This window comes from Photobacterium sanctipauli, assembly GCF_003026495.1.
Classification (GTDB): domain Bacteria; phylum Pseudomonadota; class Gammaproteobacteria; order Enterobacterales; family Vibrionaceae; genus Photobacterium; species Photobacterium sanctipauli.
On sequence record NZ_PYMA01000014.1, the window covers coordinates 94,073 to 112,663 of the forward strand.

Below are 18,591 nucleotides of genomic sequence, written 5' to 3' on the forward strand. Positions count from 1 at the left end.
TAAGCACTATGCATAGATGTTAATATTTTGAAACATCAAAGTGGTGGTTTCAGTTTGTTTCTTGTGAAATCAACACGATATATGCTAGCTCTGTGCTTGTTGTGAGGAGAAAAAAATGTGAAAGTAGGGCAACAAAAACAACAATGACAAGATTTTGGCTATGAAAAGCAAACTGATTTTAATTCCTTTCCTATTGGTATCTGCAGGGGTGACTGCGAAGACTTGTCCGGTTAACGTACCGAATGAAATTCATGTTGGTGAAAAGCAAGTCTCTGTTTATCAGGATGGGGCAGCGAAGCTTTTGATTGATGAGCAATACCAGTTATTTATTAATGGTGACAAAGTTGAGCTTTCTGCCATCCAGCAGCAAGCGATAGAAGCTTACAGTAACAATGTTCAACACTATCTTCCCCAAATGGCTGATATAGCTGATGATGGCGCGGAAGTCGCGAATGGTATTCTGAAGGAAATCAGTGCGAGTTTTGACTCATCGGCGTCTTTCGACAACATAGAGGCCTTGATTCAGGAGTACAGTGACAAAGCGCGAGATAAGTTTTATCAAGGCGACGAATTTGTTCTACCCGCAAATGTTTTCGATACGGCCGAAACCGACTGGAAACAAGAGTTCGATGATGCTCTACAACATATCAGTGTTGAGTCTGTTGCCAGCTTATTTGCTGCATTGACGGAAGAGATGAAAAACGGGGAAATTAACTTTTCCGAACTGCAAACCAAATTTGCAGAATTGAAGGTGAAACTTCAAGAATACATTAGCGAACACTCAGGCGATGTTGCTATTAAAGCCAATGATCTTTGTGACTCTATCAAAGGGTTAGCTGAAGATGAGAAAGAGCTACAAACTATCGTACCAGAGCTAGCACCATACCCAATGTTTGAAATCTAACGTTATTCTTAGCAATGCGTTATTGGAGCTTAGAGTTTAACACCCTGCTTGGGTGTTAACTTTGCTTTAGTGAATGGATGACAAAAGTCAGCAGGGACATAGCGTGTATTTAGAAGAGCATTACTATTCTATTTCTATCGTCACTAAGTTTATCCAAGATATTGGTGTTGTAATTATTGAAAAAACACATTGTGAGCCAGTGACAGGCAGCCAATGCTGGATATATAAAGGGCGACTTTATTTCTATAACCAATCTCAGAAAGAAATAAGAGCGGGTGAGTTGTTGTTTATGGCAGGGATTATTGCAACGACGCCTGCCGCTGATCGCTTTAAGCTTCATTGCCGTATTGTTGATGAAGAGTATCAAAATATGATGGTGCTGGCATGGTGCTGGGCCGCCATTCATAACCTCGGCTTAAACATAGACACCTTGCTTTATTCGTTTTCCGATGAGTCTTATTACCAGTCATTCGAACGTTGGACGGAATGCCGATTTCTTGGCGTACCGCTTTTACAGAATGCGGGAATGACCCTTGAGCCGACGCGCCAAAACACGGGAGATGCCGCCGTTTTTCCCAATATGCGTTGTTGGCTAAGGCGCTAAGAGGTAAGTGCCCGATGTCTCGGTTTCATTTCGTTACCAATTGGTTGACCTTGGTAACGCTCTGATGCCGGAAGCTATGTTATTGTAAACCAGTAACTTGAGTATCTTTATTCAGTATGGTTGGGGCAACTATGTTAAAACTAGGCGTTATCATCGTGCTGTTATTACTTGGCGGACTAGCGACCAAATACCTCGATGAAAACTCGCAAAAGAAAGTACTGATAGGGTTTGGGGGTTTAATCTTAGCTGCCGTTGTGTTTTTTATGGCTACTGAGCTTATCCGTTAAATGTGGCAGTACAGTTAGCTAAACGCTATTGGGTGCGGATTCTGCACGAGTACCTTGAACGATTGACAACAATTAAAAAAGGCCGAGAGCGGCCTTTTTTAGTTGCTATTGATTCAAATTAGTCCAATTGAATTTGCCATCTTTCGAGCGGCGTTTCTGGGCTGATCCCTCTTCCCCAGCGATTTATCGGTTCAATCCTGAGTACATTTGCACCTTTAGGCAATAATGCGAGCAACTGTCGATTCGCCGTACGGGTCGTTAAAAACCATACGTCAGGCTCTTCTTTTACGACTTCCTTAATCGCTTGTTGGTCATTTTCATTCCAATCAAGATTGGGCTTGAATTGGCGATCTAGTACAAATAGGTCATTAGCAACCGCAAAATCTTCAAGCGCTTCATCAAGTAAGATAACAGCATCGACACCGGCATTAATGAGTGATGCTTGCTGGTTTGTTGCAAGTGCCATCATTTGATTGCGCAGTGCACCGTAGTTGTTATGAATTTGCTTTTCGTGCTGTGGCCATAGGCGTTTCAGATCCGTGGTGACAATTTCAGCCATTAGCAAAAGATTGGCATTGCTGAGCCAAACATAAGGTGAAATACCCTGCTTAAGCTGTAATGTTGCAACACTTTGCCCATTGGGCAGTAATGCTTGGCCGGCATCGATATTGATTATTTTGATATTATGTTCACGAGCGTGGAGGAACAGTGGGTCTGCAGGCCATACAGAGCCCAGTGTAACCACCGCAGTCGCTTCTGTGGTACAAGCTTCTACCTCGTCTGCCCCTTGATTTGAAAACCACCCAGGTAGGCGTTCAATACCGTAGCGGGTGGGGGCGAGGTTTTTGACAACCAGCCCGGTGTCTAAGGTGAGTTGCTGAGCCAGCATAAATGTCGCTGGTAGCGTCGTGAGAATATCGGCCTTGCGTTCGTTAGCTGAGACTAACGACGGAATGAATAAAAGCAGTATGAGCAGTTGGCGCATAGTAAATGTTCCTGATAAAGGCGTGGGTGACACAGAGTTAGGCTTTTATGCGAATACGGTATAATGTCGCGAGCAAAAAGAAGCTGGCACACAATAAAATAATTGCTGCACCAGAAGGGACAGCCCAACCCATTTCCATTGGAATTAAGGTTCCCAACACACAAGAGACTGTAGAAATGCCTGCTGCACGGCGAACAAACGTGCCCATGTCGTGGCTGATCATTCTGGCAGTGGCACCTGGAATTAATAGCAGCGCACCAACGAGAACGGCGCCGATGATCTTCACCGCAGCAATCGTGATCAGGGTGATCATAATGACAAAAAGGTAGTCATAAAGTGTGGTGCGGTAGCCTCGAACCCTTGCCAAATCGGGACTGATGCAAGTGAGTAGCATTCTGTTAAATGTCGGCAAAAAGAAAATCAAAATTAAAATGGTGGATAGGCCCAACAAATAGATATCAGCATCTTTGACGGTGAGTATTGAGCCAAACAACACGTTTTCAAGTAGGTGTACATTGATTTGGCGCGCAACATACATCAATAAGGCTGCACCGCCCGCTAAAGCAACCGCAAGGAAAACCCCAACCAAGGTGTCGTAAGGCACTTGGGTCCGGTTCCGGACATAATGGAGAAGTAGGGCGAAAACCATGGCAAAGCAGAATAAGCTGACAACTGGGTTGTCTGTCGGCTCCCCTAACAGGATACCAATGGCTATGCCCGTCATTGCAGCGTGACCTACCGCCTCGGAAAAGAAGGCAAGTCGTTTAGCAATAACCAGCGTACCCAAGCCACCAAGCAAGGGACCAATGAGTAACGAAGCCAAAAGGGCGTTAACAACAAACCCGTATGCAAAGCTTTCTGATAAGAAGCCAGCTTGCGAAGCATCATAAGCTAGATGGCGTAGCCATTCCATTAGGCCACCTCCTGTTTCGGGGATTGGGTGTAGTGCTGGAATAACGTCGCAAGGTTAGATGCTTCAAGCAGTTCTGATGCCGGGCCTGATTGTAAGATCCGACGATTGACAACATGTACTAAAGGGGTTGGCAAACGCTGGACCGCAGATGCATCATGGTGAACAGCAAGTAATGTTCTCTGTTCTGATAGTAACTCTTGAACCAAAGCATCTAAGTATTTGACACCTTGTTCATCCATACCTGTTGTTGGTTCATCAAGGACAATAAACTCAGGGTCATCAAGTAGTGCTTGCGCAAATAACACCCTTTGTTGCTCGCCTCCCGAAAGTTGTCCCATCCTACGGTTGGCTCTTTCGGCCATACCAAGCCTTGCCAGTTGGTCCATTGCGCGTTTTTTATGGCGGCTGTTTTGACGCCAAAAAAGTGGATGTCGGGTTTGGTTCAGCAAAATAAAGTCTGTCACCGTTAACGGCAAACTAGACTCGAAAGTGGCTTTTTGTGGGACGTAGCCAATTTTGGCAGCACCATTATGCCAATTAATTAAGATCTCCCCCTCGAAAGGGGTCAAACCGAGAATAGAACGAAGCAGTGATGTTTTTCCGCCACCGTTTGGCCCCATAAGGACATGGCAGCGACCGGCTTCGAACTCATGACTTATTGGCTCGAGAACCTGATTGGCTCCGTAGCTCAGACTGACATCCGATAAAGTGATTTTTGGACCCATTAGCTAAGCTCCGAAGAGAAGCGGATTGCTTCGATTAAGGTTTCAAGGTTTTGCTGAGTTTCTATTTCCACTTTATCGGCGTCGAATGGACCATGGGTCATGTGTGAGAATCGAAATAAACGCACACCGGTTTCTTTTTCGATGGTTTCAACAAAGCGGTTTGGCATATCCAACTCGTAGAACAAAATACTGATACCTGAGTCACGGATATTGGTGATGGTTTCTTGCAGTTGGCTAGCGCTTGGTTCAACCCCATGGGCCGGCTCGATAACGGCATCAACACCAATACCGAACTCTTGCAGAAGGTAGTTATAGGCATTGTGGGTGGTGGCGACTTGCATTCCTCGAGTGTCAAGCCCTGCGATGGCTTGCATGGTTTGGTGTTTTAGCTGGCGAAACTTAGTGGCATAGGTACGTGCGTTTCTGCGGTACTCTCGCGCATTTTCTGGGTCTAGCTTGCCCAGCTCTTCCGCAATGGTATAGACCTTCTGAATGGTGGTTGTAATGCCAATAAAGGTATGAGGGTTGACAGCATCAGAGCCAACGCTTGCCCCCATAGCCGGTAGCAGCGGAACAGAATGGTTGGCGTTGATAACGTTGAGATCAGCCCGATTCGCAGCCCTGATTACCTCGACTGCAAAATCGTCGTGACCGATACCGTTAATCACGATCGCATCCATTTTCGCTAGCCTCAGCATATCTTGCGGCTGAGCTTGGTAGTTATGGGCATTGAAACCGGCATCAACTAAAGGAAGCACTTCAGCTTTGTCGCCGACTACCGCTTTAACATAGCTATAGTAGGGGTGAAGCGTTGTCCCGATCACCATTTTTGCATGGCTTGAAAAAGGAAGAGCAAGTGCCAGTATCAAAAACCAGCATTGTTTAATCTTAGACATTTTCATTTTCGCTCTGATTTAGTGGAGGTGAACTTGGCGTGGGCTTTTAACGAACACCACTTGTTGCCAACCTTGCTGTGGAAGATCATCATCGGCTGTGGTTTGGGCTAGGGTATGAAGCCAAATCTGTGCTTCATTTTCAGCGCGGCTATCCAGTAATACGGCAGCAAACTGCTGGCTGGAAAGCGGGCTGGTACCAAGATAGAAGCCATTGTCCAACGAGCGCCATGCAAGCTCGCCTTTACTTTGCCAGTTGAGGTCTTTCACGAAGGGGGCTAAAAACAGCGATTCTAATTCCGGCACGTCAGGCCAAAATTCACCGTCTGTTTCTTCATATAGATCAATTACTTCCTCGTGAGCTAACTTAAGCTGAGATAGCAGCATTTGTTTTTCAGGGTTAAGTTGATCGACACGTATTTGATAATCGCTAAGTTCAACATGATTAACGGGCCGCTGGTTGAATGGCAGGGCAATAACCCCGCCAATCAACAACAGTGCAATCCCAAGAAGTAGATAGCGCCCTTCTTGAGAGCCATTATCTGATCTAACTTTTTGAGTGAATGCCATTATTTTTCCTTGATCTCAACCACATCAACTTCAGCTGGTGCTTCATGGCCAGGATCGAAGATTAGATAGAACTCGTCTTCCGGCGTTTCAAAGCGAACTTGAGACTTTGCATCGGTGCGAGCACGAGCCAACAAGTTATCGTCATAATCAAATAGCTCAATGTCGTAATTTGAAGCATCGGTACCGTCACTCCAGCCAGCTTGGCAAACCACTGCTGCTTTTTCGTCGGCAAACCAGCACTCCAGCATGCCGTAATGGGCTTGAGCAAATGGTGACAGCAAGCTTAGCCCCAAGATCGCGTATTTCATATTTAGCCCCTTAGTTAAGCTGTACTTCGAACGTGACAGATAGCATGGTGCCATCCATATCCGCCATTGGGTCGTTATCAATAGGTTGGCGGGTGTAGGTTTGCAGTACATAGCGCCCAGCTTGATCTGGGGTAAATGTCACTTTACCGTCGCTACCAGATACCACTGTGATTTCTTCTTGGGCTGCGCGATAGAAGGTGCCATCTCGGGTAATCGTCGCTTCTACAGCTTCAACGGGTTGACCATTGAAAAGAAATTGGAAGGTGGTTTCTTCTTGCTCGATGATATCGGCTGGGTGCGTGATCGGCAGCAATTCTAAGCCTTGACCTTTAGGCTCAAGGGCTGTTGTGGATGGCGCCATTACAGTGACATAGCTTTCGGATTTACGCACCATGCGGGTAGTTGTCACGTCACGAGCTTGTTCTGGCACTTGTAACTCACGCTCAGCTTTGCTTGCACGAATTCGGCGTTCAGTGTCTCGGTTGCCGATCTTGTATGTTGTCATATAAGACGGCTCAAACTGGTTCACAATCTTATGGGTGCCAGGCTCAACAAAAAAGAAATCGAAAACAGAACGACGTTTGCCGCGCATGACATGATCCGGGCGTTGCTCTGAACCGTCAGGCATGATTACGCGTGCATTGTGGGCACTTGCTGGTTTATCAGCAATAAAGGTGCCGTGAGAGGCTGTTACATCGACAGTTACCCAGTCGCCTTCCTGTTTAGAAACAGAGAAATGCGAAGGTAATAGCCAGAGTGGGTGAGCAGCTGCGATGGCGGGGGCAAGGATAGCTGCAGCCAGCAGGCTACGTTTAATCAATTTCATTACGTTATTTCCTTAGTGTTTAATTAACTTGGTAATTTAGTTCTATTGCACCGATTTCAGCTTTTGGCTCTGTGGTTATTTGAAAGCCTTCTTCACCAAGCACAATGGCTTTTCGTACTAAGTCTCGCCCACCGTGCTCACGAACAACCTCCGTGAAAAGGGTGTAATTTCCTTGTTGTACCCGCTCACCGTTATCATCGAGGCCGTCCCAATTAATTCGGTATTGACCCGAACCTCGAGTTGCCGATGAAATCCCATCGATGTTCTCTGAGTTATATCGGCCAAACTTACGCCACCAACTGCGGATATCTTTTAGCCATTCAGTATGATTGCCCGTCCATAACACGATATTGCGGACAACTTGCCTGTCACTATCTTCTAGCCAAATCGCGACGTAAGGTCTGGCGTACATGGGAACATCCAGTTCGGGCAATTCGAGCTTAATTTGCATATTTGCCTGCTCTGGCAATGGGTTGGCAGATACTGGAAAAATCGCTGTAGCAGCAGCCAGTATGAGTGGTATAAAAACTTTCATGGTTTGATCCGTCTTTTAAATAAAACTTAGGTAATAGCAAGAAATTGTGATTGCAGTGCCAGCGCCCATCCATTTAATTGCTGTAGCAAAAGTCTTCTTTTTGGGAAGCAATAAAATGGCACCAGTGAGAATAAATAACACCATGACGATGGAAACCACATCGATGAATATATGCCAGATAGCGCCAGTATTTCGTCCTTTATGAAGGTCGTTTAACCAAGCAATTGTTCCGTGGTTAGTTATTCTAATTTCAGCCTCAGATATGTTCATGTCAATGAAAACACTAGCATCATAGCCAGGTCCCTTAAAGTCGACTTCAACTTCACCTTCAACTAATTCACCATCTTCAATAACTGTGTAAATATTTAATGGTGATGGAATTCCTTTGAGGTTTCCTTCAGTTTTTAGGAAGTTAACAAGATTATCTTTCTTGGGTTGAAAAGTTTGGTTTTCTGCTCCTAATAGCGTTTTAGGGATATCAATAATGAACTCATCAATATTTGGCTTACCAACAAATAATTCAGGCCGGTTGAGGGTTAATCCTGTAATAGCAAAAAACACCATGGCAATCAGTAGCACCATGGAGCTATAAATATGAAGGCGGCGAGACCATGTCTGTACCGACTTCTGGCGTAAGACCTTGAACATAATGGGATTGTTTTTTACGGAATGACATAGATATAACGCTAAATTTATCAGAACTATTAAAATAATAAACATTAATGATATTAATTCTCATTGCGTCAGTTGTTTTTTTTGATCTAGATAAAGTAATAAGAATTCTTACAAATATTCATTATGTTATTCATCGCGCTTTAATGTATTCGCGTGACGCGCGCGTAAGCAGGGTGATTTTTTACTTGTACTTTATGTTTCTTGCTTTAACTAATTTAAATAAGTTTTCTGTTTTTGTTGTTAGTAATTTAGTGCTGTTTTAATTATGCGCTTTCCTATTCTTGATAGTAAATTTTCTCATTGAAATACAAGTAATTCGTGCTTATTTTTATCGTGACTTCAATTTTTAATTTGTGGTTTTTATATTTTTAAAGAGTACCTGTAGCTGTAATTAATTACTTTTAAATTTATGTATTTTTAAAAAAAGTGTGAATGGAAACAAATTGAAACGCTGTGAATTTATATTTTACATCTGATTTATATTAGTTACATAACTCAACTGGGAGTCTCAATGATAACTATTATCATTTAGTTTCTTGGTTTTTTCGCTAAGACGTTCATTAGAAGAATTCAATTTATACACAATTAGGAACTTAAATGGATCTTAGAAAATCAGCAGTCTGTAGTGCGGTTGTGCTTGCACTTACATCGACGCATGCATTGGCAGATGATAATGCAATAAGCGATGTTGACGAGACAATGGTTGTTCACGCGCAAAGCTTTGATGACTATAAAGTTGATAGCTCATCAAGTGCGATGCGTATGGACATGAATATGTTGGAAACACCGCAGTCAGTGACGGTTATTCCTGAAATTATCCTTGATGAGCAACTCGCCACCACGCTTGGTGAAGCGTTGCGTAATGATGCGAGTATCAGCCAAGGAACTAAAAAATGGAATCGTGAAGTATTCAGCTTACGTGGCTTTGAGCTTGAGTCTGGAAACGGATACCTCATTGATGGGCACCCTCAGTTTGCACACTATATGTTGCCAATCGAGACTGTTGAGCAAGTTGAAGTATTGAAAGGCCCATCTAGCCTGCTATACGGACAGTCTGGCCCTGGTGGTTTGGTTAACATGGTGACTAAAAAGCCAACAGCCGAGAGCCGTGTGAACCTTGGTACTGACATTGATGATGAAGGTAGTACGCGTTACCACATCGATGCTTCTGGCGCCTTGAATGAGTCTGGCTCTGTACGTGGTCGTACGGTAATGGTTAAGCAAGATACTGAAGAACGACGTCAGTATGCCAATGGTGAAAACCGCGAGCGCGATCGCTTCCTTGGCTATGGGGTAATCGAAGCGGATTTGTCTGATTGGGGCTTGCTATCGGTTCATTATCAGCGTACCCAAGATAAAGCCAATATTGATTCTGGTGCTTGGCTAGATGAAAGCGGTAATGATCTGCTGGGTCGAGATAACATTTGGGACATGCCATGGACATTTACTGAAAATGATGTCGAAAACATGGGTGCGAACCTGTCTGTGTACGTGAATGAAGACTGGACAGTCAGGGCTGGTTATAACCATCAGCAAATGCGTCGCCACCGTCGTGATTCATCTGCATCACCAACTGACAGCACGCTGGTTGATGGTTCATACCAAATTTCACCATTCGATCGTTATGATGACTGGCAGTACCATTCTTACTTTGTTGATACCGTAGGTTATTTCAATGCCTTGGGTATGGAGCACCAAACTCTGATTGGTATGAGCGGTATCCACCAGACTTACCGTCAAAAAATTGAAAGAACAGGTCGAGGCGATGAGATTACTGTCACACCTGGAGACCCACTACCGGGCTTCCCTGATCTTGATTACAACCGTTTTGATGCCACTAAGAGTGGTGACGACTTCTATGGTTTCTACATTCAAGATCTGATGACAATCAATGATTACTGGCAGGTGTTGGTTGGTGGCCGCTTTGATATGTACCGCCAAGATACAACTGACTCAAGCGGTAACAACATTGATAACGATAGCAACTCATTTGTACCTAAGGTTGGTGTGATTTATCACCCTGCTCACAATGGTTCGATTTACGTCAACTACTCTGAAGGCTTCAACCCTAACTCGGTTAAGAAAGAAGGGCAAAATACTGGCCAAGATACGTTTGTTCTTGATCCGGAAGAAAGCCGAATTTACGAGCTAGGTACCAAGTGGGAGCTGATGGACAATAGTCTTCTGGTGACTGGTGCAATTTTTGATATTGAAAAAGAGAATGTTGCATACTCATACAGTGACTCTTCAAATGATACTATTTGGGGAACAGTAGGCGCTCAGCGTCATCGTGGTGCTGAAGCTGCAGTACAAGGCCAAGTGTCTGATCAGCTATTCATGATGGCGACGGCAATGTACCTTGATGCTGAGTATAGAAAGCATAGTAGCGGTAACAACAACTACACAGGTAACCGCCCTGCGAACGTGCCAGAGTGGTCTGGCTCTGCATGGGCTCGTTATGCGATGACGCCAGAGTTGGCATTTAACCTAGGTATGTTCTATCAAGGTGACCGCTATGCTGATCACGCCAATACACTAACTCTAGATGCTTACACCCGTGTTGATGTTGGCGCTTCTTATAAGCTGAAGAGTGGTGATATTACTTGGGACTTCCGTGCAAATGTTGAGAACCTGTTTGACGAAGATTACTTCGTTGGTTCAGGCGGTTCATACAGCAACGGTATTATCAGAGATGTTCACTATGGCGACGAGCGCAAGTTCAAATTCTCGGTCAATGCTTCTTTCTAATCAAGCAAGGTGAATAATAGATCCCCATGTTCTGGCGGGCATATTATGTTCGTAAGGGGATAAAACAGTAAAGGTGCCATAGGGCACCTTTACTTTTATTCATCACAAGCTTAATGATTAACGCGCTCTCGCGCGGGTCGGCTTACCGCCTTGGCGTTGGCCTTGTGAACCGTTGCGGTTCGGGCGCGATCCGTTAGGTGACTTGCGTTGTCCTTGCCCTTGCCCTTGTCCTTGCCCTTGCCCTTGTCCTTGTTCACCACGGCGTAGCGATGGCTTACCGGCACCATTCTTATTCGAACCGCCATTTTTACCAGCACCAGGCTTACTGCCAGAAACCGGTTTTCTGCCGTTCGAGTTGCCATTTCCGTTGTGAGACTTACCGCCTCGTTTACCGTCTTTACGGATATCCGGCTGGTTAGGGTGCTTGGTGGCGAATCGTTTTGAACCGTGACGGCCTGAGCCTCGGCGTTGTGCCGGTGTCATTTCTGCTTCGCTGCCTTCTTCAGGTACCAGGCAGTTCGGGCGATCACCAATTAAGTACTTTTTACCCATGCTAACCAATGCTTCACGGATCAACGGCCAGTTGGCTGGATCATGGTAGCGAAGTAAGGCTTTGTGCAATCGGCGCTGGCGTTCACCTTTGGCAACGAACAGATCTTCACGCTTCTTGTACTTAACACGCTTAAGCGGGTTGGTTTCCGAGTGATACATCGCCGTTGCATTACACATAGGTGATGGGTAGAAGTTTTGTACCTGATCACATTGGAAATCGTTTTTCTTAAGCCAAAGCGCCAAGTTCAACATGTCTTCATCAGTCGAGCCTGGGTGAGCAGAAATGAAGTAAGGGATCAGGTATTGCTTCTTACCTGCTTCTTTACTGTATTTTTCAAATAGCTCTTTAAAGCGGTCGTAAGTACCCATGCCCGGCTTCATCATCAGATCAAGCGTGCCTTTCTCTGTGTGTTCCGGGGCGATTTTCAGGTAGCCGCCAACATGGTGCGTCACAAGCTCGCGGATATACTCCGGTGATTCAATCGCCAGATCGTAACGAACACCCGAGGCAATCATGATCTTCTTAATACCATCGACTTTACGTGCCTTGCGGTAGAGATCGATAGTGTGTTTATGATCGGTATCCAGCTTCTTACAGATTTCAGGGAAGATACACGATGGACGGCGACAGTTTTTCTCGGCACGCGGATCGGAACAACCTAAACGGTACATGTTTGCCGTCGGGCCACCCAGATCAGAAATAGTGCCGGTGAAGCCCGGTACCTTATCGCGAATATCTTCTAGCTCGCTGAGAATCGACTCGTGAGAGCGGTTCTGAATAATACGACCTTCGTGTTCGGTGATAGAACAGAATGAACAACCACCAAAACAACCACGCATGATATTCACACTGGTTTTGATCATATCGTAAGCTGGGATCTTCGCTTTACCATAGGCAGGGTGAGGTACACGTGCGTAGGGTAGACCAAATACAAAGTCCATTTCTTCGGTGCTTAGCGGGATTGGCGGACGGTTAATCCACAATTCACGATCACCATGGCGCTGGATAAGTGCGCGCGCAGAGTAGGGGTTAGTCTCAAGGTGCATGACGCGGCTGGCATGCGCATACAAGATACGGTCATTACGCAGTTTTTCAAACGAAGGCAAGCGGATAGCCGTTGTTGCAGCATCATGGCGAGATGGCTGGATTTGTACCGGCTTAGCCGCAGGTTCTTCTTGCTTCGCAGCTTTATTAGTTTCGCAATTTTCTTCAGTCGCATAAGGATTTGGCATTACCATAGCTTTGCCAGGTTTTTCGATGCGGCTGGAGTCGATTTCTTTATAGCCTTCAGGTAGCTCTTTTCTGATCACCGCCGTACCCGCGATGTTGGTCAGGTTCGCGATGTCCTCACCTTCAGACAAGCGATGCGCCACTTCCACCAGAGCACGCTCAGCATTACCAAAGAGTAGGATGTCGCCTTTGGCATCCAACAGCACTGAACGACGAACTTTGTCTGACCAGTAATCATAGTGAGCAAGGCGACGCAGGCTGGCCTCGATACCACCTAATACAATCGGGGTTTCTTTATAGGCTTCACGACAGCGCTGTGAATAAACAAGTACCGCGCGGTCAGGGCGCTTACCGCCTTCGTTATTTGGGGTGTAGGCATCGTCATGGCGAAGCTTGCGGTCAGCCGTATAACGGTTGATCATCGAGTCCATGTTGCCGGCAGTAATACCAAAGAATAGGTTTGGTTTGCCCAACGACATAAAGGCGTCTTTATTGTTCCACTCAGGCTGGGCAATGATGCCAACACGGAAGCCCTGTGACTCAAGTAGGCGGCCAATTACAGCCATACCGAAACTTGGATGGTCAACATACGCATCACCGGTAACGATAATAATGTCGCAGCTATCCCAGCCAAGAGCATCCATCTCTGCTCGTGTTGTCGGCAGAAACGGTGCGGTACCGTAACACTCTGCCCAGTACTTTGGATACTCGTTAATTTTGTTTGAAATCATTTGCTTACAGTTTACTTCTCAAAAATAGGGCATAAATGGGACAAATACGAATGCCCCGATTTTTTGATAATGTATGTACTGCCCAATACCGAAAGATAATAGCACTGTTGCCTATAGCCAGCACGCAAGAAAAGTATAGGGCGTAAAAAGGGGGGCATTTTACCATGTTCTCGGGGTATTACACCTTTTTTGCAATATTGATTACATTAGAGATGAAGAAAGCTGGTTTAGGCGAATAGCCACTCATTTATTGTGGAATGAGAAAGAAGATAGAATGAGAAATCTCACATGCTCTATGTGATGGCATGTTCTTATACCATAAGATTGCATCCATTCTTAAGAGACAGCTTTGATTCTAACTTGAGATAACCACTGTATTAAGAAGCATACATCCAATGAGATATTTAATAATTTCGTTAGAAAGTGACATGCGTAAGTAATCAGTTTAATTAGAATGGTATTAAATTATTTGTGGTGTTTATTTGCCTGGTAAAATATAAAATTGTAATGCAAAGTGTATTTTTATACCAAATTAATACTTAGGTGGTACAATGACTTAGAGTAATAAAATGATCTTTGTGGATGTATTTAAATATAAGCAATTGAATTAAACGGTAAGATGAATGACCATTCTCAATAATGGGATACATATTTATTCTGTATTTTTTGCATGTTCATTTAATTATGCCTATAAATATATCCGTGACTAATGGATTAGACATATGGATACAGGAGTAACCTTATAATTGATAATTAGGATACTATTCCGATGAATATAAAGTTAGTTGGCCTATGCGCTGCCTTAGCACTGGCAGTGGCTTCATCAGGTGCCCACGCGTATAGCAGTAAATCCTATTACAAACACGATTATAAACCTTACTACAAACACGATTACAAACCTAAGTACGAACACCGTAAGAAAAAGTCCAGAAGCTGTAAGTCTTATAGCTACTCAAGTAAAAAATACTATGGCTATAAAGGCAAGAAGCATAGCTATTACAAGAGTAAGAAGAGCTGCGATTACTATTATGGCTAGTTGATGAATCTAGGGTAGCGGGAGCGATATGGCTTCCGCTACCTAATTTATGGCATAACAAAAAAGATAATAGAAAAAGGTAGTCTATTGGGGGAGCGATAAAGTCAATGCATTCAATTTTTTATCGACGTATTTTAATGGTATTTAGCTTAACACTTCTTACTGCATGCAATGACACCGATTATGGCGTGCAATCCACTCAATCTTCTGCTCTAGCACAATATGAAGACCCGAATATTAGCAGTGGGTTTGATCATCTAGTTGTCGCTTCCGGTACGTTGAAACCCGTGGGAGAGGTGGAAGTCGGTTCTGAAGTATCAGGCAGGATCACCGAGTTACTGGTTGATTTTAATGACGTTGTTCATAAGAACCAAATTATTGCCCGTATTGACCCTAAGTTTTTTGAAGCTCAAATCCGCCAAGCCGAAGCGGCGTTGTTAAATGCAAAAGCCATTGTTGAAATGAAAAAGGCATCTTATCGTCAGGCGACCCGTTCATTGAAGCGTATAAAAACGCTCAATAAACGAAACGCAGCTTCTGCAAATAAATTAGAAGAGGCAGAAACGGAAGTATGGGTGACGAGTGCAGAACTCGACCAAGCAAAAGCGGTGGTAATAAGCCACGAGGCTGAATTAGAAGAGGCAAGGGTAACGTTATCGCGCACAGAAATATTCGCTCCCATCGATGGTGTGGTTATTTCTCGAGAAGTCATGAGCGGGCAAACTGTTGCTGCTAGCCTTGAAGCGCCAAAGCTTTTTAAGATTGCCCATACTTTAGAAGAAATGGAAATACACGCAAGAATTGATGAAGCAGACATTGGCCAAATCCGAATTGGTCAAGAAGCGATATTTACCGTTCCTGCCTATGGGGAACGTCAATTTGTCGCTAGCGTGGAGCAGATCCGGGTCGCGCCGATAATTGTCGATAACGTTGTAACGTATACCGTTGTTTTATTAGCTGAAAACAGTGGGGAATCATTATTACCGGGCATGACTGCCGTGGTTGAAATTGAGACTGATGAGAAAATTACAGATGAGACGGTAGGGAGTGAAAATGAAAGTTACACTTCACTCATTGAGGAGAAAATAACACCGGAAGTGAATGAGCAAAGTGGAATTTAAGGCTTCATCACGATGAGTTATTGGCTGTATTTTACCAACGCGTTGAGGATTATTTATCGTCACCGCCTGCGTAGCTTTTTGACAATTTTGGGCATCATGATTGGTGTTACCGCAGTGGTGACTGTAATTGGCGTAGGGGCCGGTAGCCAGCATCAGATACTTGAGCGGGTTGAAAGCTTGGGAGCTGATTTGTTGTTTATAGAGCCTGATGCTATGGAAAATGGCGGGGTTCAACTTGAAGGGCGGTCTTCCACGCTCACCGTTAAAGATATCACCGCTATTCGTAATTTAGTGCCCAATATACAGGCTGTCTCACCCTCGGTTTATGCTGAAGCTCGGGTATTGTTTGGGTCAAAAAACTGGATCAGCCGAATTCAAGGCACTACCCGCGATTACCTATCATTAAGAAAGTGGGATTTGGCACAAGGCCGGATGTTTACCGAGCAGGAAGAAGTACGTGCAAAGAAAGTGGCTGTACTGGGCCATAGTGTTGTTAAGGCGTTATTTGGCAAGCAGACGCCTATTGGTCAAACAATCCGCATTGGTAAAACACCATTTAAAGTGATTGGTGTTTTAAAGCGAAAGGGGCAGGCACCAGGTGGTATGGATCAAGACGATAGAGTACTCGTGCCGCTTTCCACTGCAAAACTTCGTATTATCGGTTTGAGCAAGACACGCCCTGGCAGTATTCACTACGCCCATTTGCGGATAGATGATAAAACCAAAATAAATGAAAGTATTTATCAGATCCAAGATGTACTCCGACGCCAACACCAATTGCCTGACCATCAACCCGATGACTTTATTATCAACGATTTAACCGAGATCCAAGAAAGCATGACAGAAGCGACACGGTCGTTAACCTTCTGGTTAGCATCTGTTGCGGCGATATCATTGGTAGTGGGTGGGATCAGTATTATGAACGTGATGCTGGTGGCGGTTCGAGAAAGAACGGAAGAGATAGGCTTGCGCCGGGCAGTAGGGGCAACGCATAAAGATATTCGCAATCAGTTCATCATTGAAGCCACCTGCTTGACCACGATAGGCGGGCTATCTGGTTTGATTTTAGGATCTTTGCTCGTCATCACTGTTGCAAATATACGGGGTTTTCCTGTGATGATCACACCGAGTGCCCTCATTCTCGCTTTAGGCTCGGCGGCTGTGGTGGGCATTATTTCTGGGTTGTATCCGGCTTTATTGGCGTCAAGGCTTGACCCTATTCGGGCTCTAAAACGGGAGTAGCGATACGTATGGGTGAAATAGCCAGTGCTTTAGTGCAGTTAGATACTGTCAGTAAAATCTATGAGATGGGACGTTCAGATGTGGTTGCACTCGATGGTGTGTCCCTAAAAATTAATACTGGGGAGTATATTGCTATTACGGGTACATCAGGTTCTGGTAAGTCGACGTTATTGCAGATTATCGGGTGCTTGGATACGCCCAATATAGGGAGTTATTTTCTAAACGGGACTCGCGTGGATGAGTTGTCAGATACCGCACTTTCCTGCGTTCGCAACCAGCAAATTGGGTTTGTTTTCCAAGCATTTCACCTGATGCCGCAGCTAAATGTGTGTGAGAATATTGAGCTGCCTTTGCTGTATCGTAAATTGTCGGGTCAGCAACGTGATTTAAAAGTGAAAGAAGCGTTGGCCAAAGTAGGATTAAGTAAGCGGGCGCTCCATAAACCCCATGAACTGTCAGGTGGCGAACGTCAAAGAGTGGCGATTGCTAGGGCGCTGGTTGGATCGCCGTCATTACTCTTGGCTGATGAGCCAACGGGTAACCTTGACCATAAAACCGGTGACGAAATTATGAAGACCATAGAATCCCTCAACAAAGAGGGGGTTACTGTAGTAATGGTCACGCATGATTTGGAAAAGGCGAAGCGAGCGGGCCGCCTGATCGAAATGAAAGATGGAAAAATGCGTTAGGGTGATAACCCGTTACCTGCTCAACAGTCTGCTAAACCAAACTTAAGAGAAGCCTTCTGCCTTCTCAAGCAAGAAATCTATCAGTACCCGAACGCGTTTCGCTTTCTGGCTATTTTTATGGAAGTAGACATAGAGCCCAGAATAGGGGAACCAGTAATCTTCCAATACAGGGATCAGTTTGTTGTGACTAAAATGGCTAGCAACCATAGGTTCAACAATTCGCCCGATCCCCAGTCCTTTTAGCGCGGCATCTACCATGAGGTCTGTATCATTCACCACCAAGGACAACGGCATATCAACTGGCAGGGTCGTACCGTTATCATCAAGGTTCAAAGGCGCCAGTTGATTTGATGAAATAAATCGGTACTGCACCAACTTATGCTGTTTAAGATCTTCAGGCTTTGTCGGTAGGCCAAACTGCTCGATATATGCAGGTGAGGCAAATAGCGCTTCCTTCATCGGTTGAGTTAACTGGCGAGCGATCATGCCTTCTTCTACTTTGTCGCCGAATCGAATCCCTATATCAAACCCTGCGGCAATGATATCTATGGTGGCATCAGAAACAGACACCTCAAGTTGGATGTTGGGGTAGCGTTGACAAAATTCTGCATAAATTGGCTTGAGCAAAAACTGGTAGATAAACCGAGGGACGGTAATCCTTACTTTGCCCGAAGGGTTTTTACTTAAGTCGCTGACGCTTTCTAAGGCAATGTTTAACTCTGAAATGGAGAAGCGTGTTCGTTCAAAGAGTAGTTGACCGGCCTCGGTCAGCTCCATACGGCGAGTCGTTCGGCTAAAAAGCGGTAGCCCCAACTGCTCTTCAAGGTTTTTCAGCGCCTGGCTGACAGACGGCGGCGCAATTTCAAGCTTGCGTGCAGCTTTGGTGATACTGCCTTCATTAACAATCGTATGGAACATCGTAAGTTGATTATAGGTGGCGCCATTCATTGCTTTACCTTTCGCTTAGCCGTTATCTTATATTTAATTATTAGTTTCTACCTAATAATCATTTAAGT

The 18,591-nt window shown here is 44.8% G+C and carries 19 protein-coding genes; 8 read left to right on the top strand and 11 right to left on the bottom strand.

The features are described 5' to 3' along the window. Positions 1 to 160: 160 nt before the first annotated feature. From C9I98_RS19130 to C9I98_RS26665, 3 genes are all read left to right on the top strand, one after another. On the top strand, positions 161 to 904 hold the full coding sequence (locus tag C9I98_RS19130; RefSeq protein ID WP_036831184.1) for a DUF2884 family protein: 744 nt from the start codon (positions 161 to 163) through the stop codon (positions 902 to 904). A gap of 73 nt (positions 905 to 977) precedes the next feature. Further along, positions 978 to 1,508 carry a hypothetical protein gene (locus tag C9I98_RS19135; RefSeq protein ID WP_036831182.1) on the top strand — a complete coding sequence of 177 codons (531 nt, stop codon included), beginning with the start codon at positions 978 to 980 and terminating at the stop codon, positions 1,506 to 1,508. Positions 1,509 to 1,639: 131 nt separating this feature from the next. Further along, positions 1,640 to 1,795, top strand: a complete 156-nt coding sequence (locus C9I98_RS26665; RefSeq protein WP_036831179.1) for a hypothetical protein — start codon at positions 1,640 to 1,642, stop codon at positions 1,793 to 1,795. 118 nt (positions 1,796 to 1,913) lie between these two features. On the opposite strand, the gene C9I98_RS19140 is transcribed toward C9I98_RS26665, so the two are convergent. From C9I98_RS19140 to C9I98_RS19180, 9 genes are all read right to left on the bottom strand, one after another. Next, complete coding sequence (locus tag C9I98_RS19140; protein WP_051902658.1) at positions 1,914 to 2,780, bottom strand: TroA family protein; 867 nt, start codon at positions 2,778 to 2,780, stop codon at positions 1,914 to 1,916. A gap of 37 nt (positions 2,781 to 2,817) precedes the next feature. Continuing rightward, positions 2,818 to 3,693, bottom strand: coding sequence for a metal ABC transporter permease (locus C9I98_RS19145; RefSeq protein ID WP_036831170.1), 876 nt, complete (start codon positions 3,691 to 3,693; stop codon positions 2,818 to 2,820). Next, positions 3,693 to 4,418 carry a metal ABC transporter ATP-binding protein gene (locus tag C9I98_RS19150; RefSeq protein ID WP_107272353.1) on the bottom strand — a complete coding sequence of 242 codons (726 nt, stop codon included), beginning with the start codon at positions 4,416 to 4,418 and terminating at the stop codon, positions 3,693 to 3,695. The genes C9I98_RS19145 and C9I98_RS19150 overlap by 1 nt, the downstream gene beginning before the upstream one ends. Beyond that, entirely contained in the window at positions 4,418 to 5,245 is an 828-nt protein-coding gene (locus C9I98_RS19155) for a metal ABC transporter solute-binding protein, Zn/Mn family (protein ID WP_420848110.1), read from the bottom strand. The genes C9I98_RS19150 and C9I98_RS19155 overlap by 1 nt, the downstream gene beginning before the upstream one ends. 87 nt (positions 5,246 to 5,332) lie before the next feature. Next, on the bottom strand, positions 5,333 to 5,881 hold the full coding sequence (locus C9I98_RS19160) for a DUF6162 family protein (RefSeq protein WP_107272354.1): 549 nt from the start codon (positions 5,879 to 5,881) through the stop codon (positions 5,333 to 5,335). Continuing rightward, positions 5,881 to 6,189, bottom strand: coding sequence for a hypothetical protein (locus tag C9I98_RS19165; protein WP_036823471.1), 309 nt, complete (start codon positions 6,187 to 6,189; stop codon positions 5,881 to 5,883). The genes C9I98_RS19160 and C9I98_RS19165 overlap by 1 nt, the downstream gene beginning before the upstream one ends. A 10-nt stretch (positions 6,190 to 6,199) precedes the next feature. Next, complete coding sequence (locus C9I98_RS19170; protein ID WP_036823473.1) at positions 6,200 to 7,015, bottom strand: DUF4198 domain-containing protein; 816 nt, start codon at positions 7,013 to 7,015, stop codon at positions 6,200 to 6,202. Positions 7,016 to 7,034: 19 nt separating this feature from the next. Beyond that, positions 7,035 to 7,550 carry a DUF2271 domain-containing protein gene (locus tag C9I98_RS19175; RefSeq protein ID WP_036823475.1) on the bottom strand — a complete coding sequence of 172 codons (516 nt, stop codon included), beginning with the start codon at positions 7,548 to 7,550 and terminating at the stop codon, positions 7,035 to 7,037. Positions 7,551 to 7,565: 15 nt separating this feature from the next. After that, a complete protein-coding gene (locus C9I98_RS19180; protein ID WP_036823478.1) occupies positions 7,566 to 8,198 on the bottom strand; it encodes a PepSY-associated TM helix domain-containing protein in 633 nt (210 codons plus the stop codon). A gap of 624 nt (positions 8,199 to 8,822) precedes the next feature. On the opposite strand from C9I98_RS19180, the gene C9I98_RS19185 reads away from it, so the two are divergent. Beyond that, positions 8,823 to 10,973 (top strand): TonB-dependent siderophore receptor, encoded by a 2,151-nt coding sequence (locus tag C9I98_RS19185; RefSeq protein WP_036826124.1) that lies wholly within the window; start codon positions 8,823 to 8,825, stop codon positions 10,971 to 10,973. Between the two features lie 117 nt (positions 10,974 to 11,090). Here the strand turns inward: C9I98_RS19185 and C9I98_RS19190 are convergent, their stop codons facing one another. Further along, a complete protein-coding gene (locus tag C9I98_RS19190) occupies positions 11,091 to 13,487 on the bottom strand; it encodes a YgiQ family radical SAM protein (RefSeq protein ID WP_036826121.1) in 2,397 nt (798 codons plus the stop codon). A gap of 769 nt (positions 13,488 to 14,256) precedes the next feature. Between C9I98_RS19190 and C9I98_RS26575 the strand changes: the two genes are divergently transcribed. From C9I98_RS26575 to C9I98_RS19210, 4 genes are all read left to right on the top strand, one after another. After that, positions 14,257 to 14,523 (top strand): hypothetical protein, encoded by a 267-nt coding sequence (locus C9I98_RS26575; RefSeq protein WP_107272355.1) that lies wholly within the window; start codon positions 14,257 to 14,259, stop codon positions 14,521 to 14,523. A gap of 107 nt (positions 14,524 to 14,630) precedes the next feature. After that, positions 14,631 to 15,644 (top strand): efflux RND transporter periplasmic adaptor subunit, encoded by a 1,014-nt coding sequence (locus C9I98_RS19200; RefSeq protein WP_051902189.1) that lies wholly within the window; start codon positions 14,631 to 14,633, stop codon positions 15,642 to 15,644. 12 nt (positions 15,645 to 15,656) lie between these two features. Then, positions 15,657 to 16,886: an ABC transporter permease gene (locus tag C9I98_RS19205; protein ID WP_036822452.1), complete on the top strand. Its 1,230-nt coding sequence runs from the start codon at positions 15,657 to 15,659 to the stop codon at positions 16,884 to 16,886. An 8-nt stretch (positions 16,887 to 16,894) separates the two neighbouring features. Then, positions 16,895 to 17,575, top strand: a complete 681-nt coding sequence (locus C9I98_RS19210; protein WP_036822455.1) for an ABC transporter ATP-binding protein — start codon at positions 16,895 to 16,897, stop codon at positions 17,573 to 17,575. Positions 17,576 to 17,617: 42 nt separating this feature from the next. Here C9I98_RS19210 and C9I98_RS19215 read toward each other — a convergent pair whose 3' ends face one another. After that, entirely contained in the window at positions 17,618 to 18,523 is a 906-nt protein-coding gene (locus C9I98_RS19215) for a LysR family transcriptional regulator (protein ID WP_107272356.1), read from the bottom strand. Positions 18,524 to 18,591 lie beyond the last annotated feature (68 nt).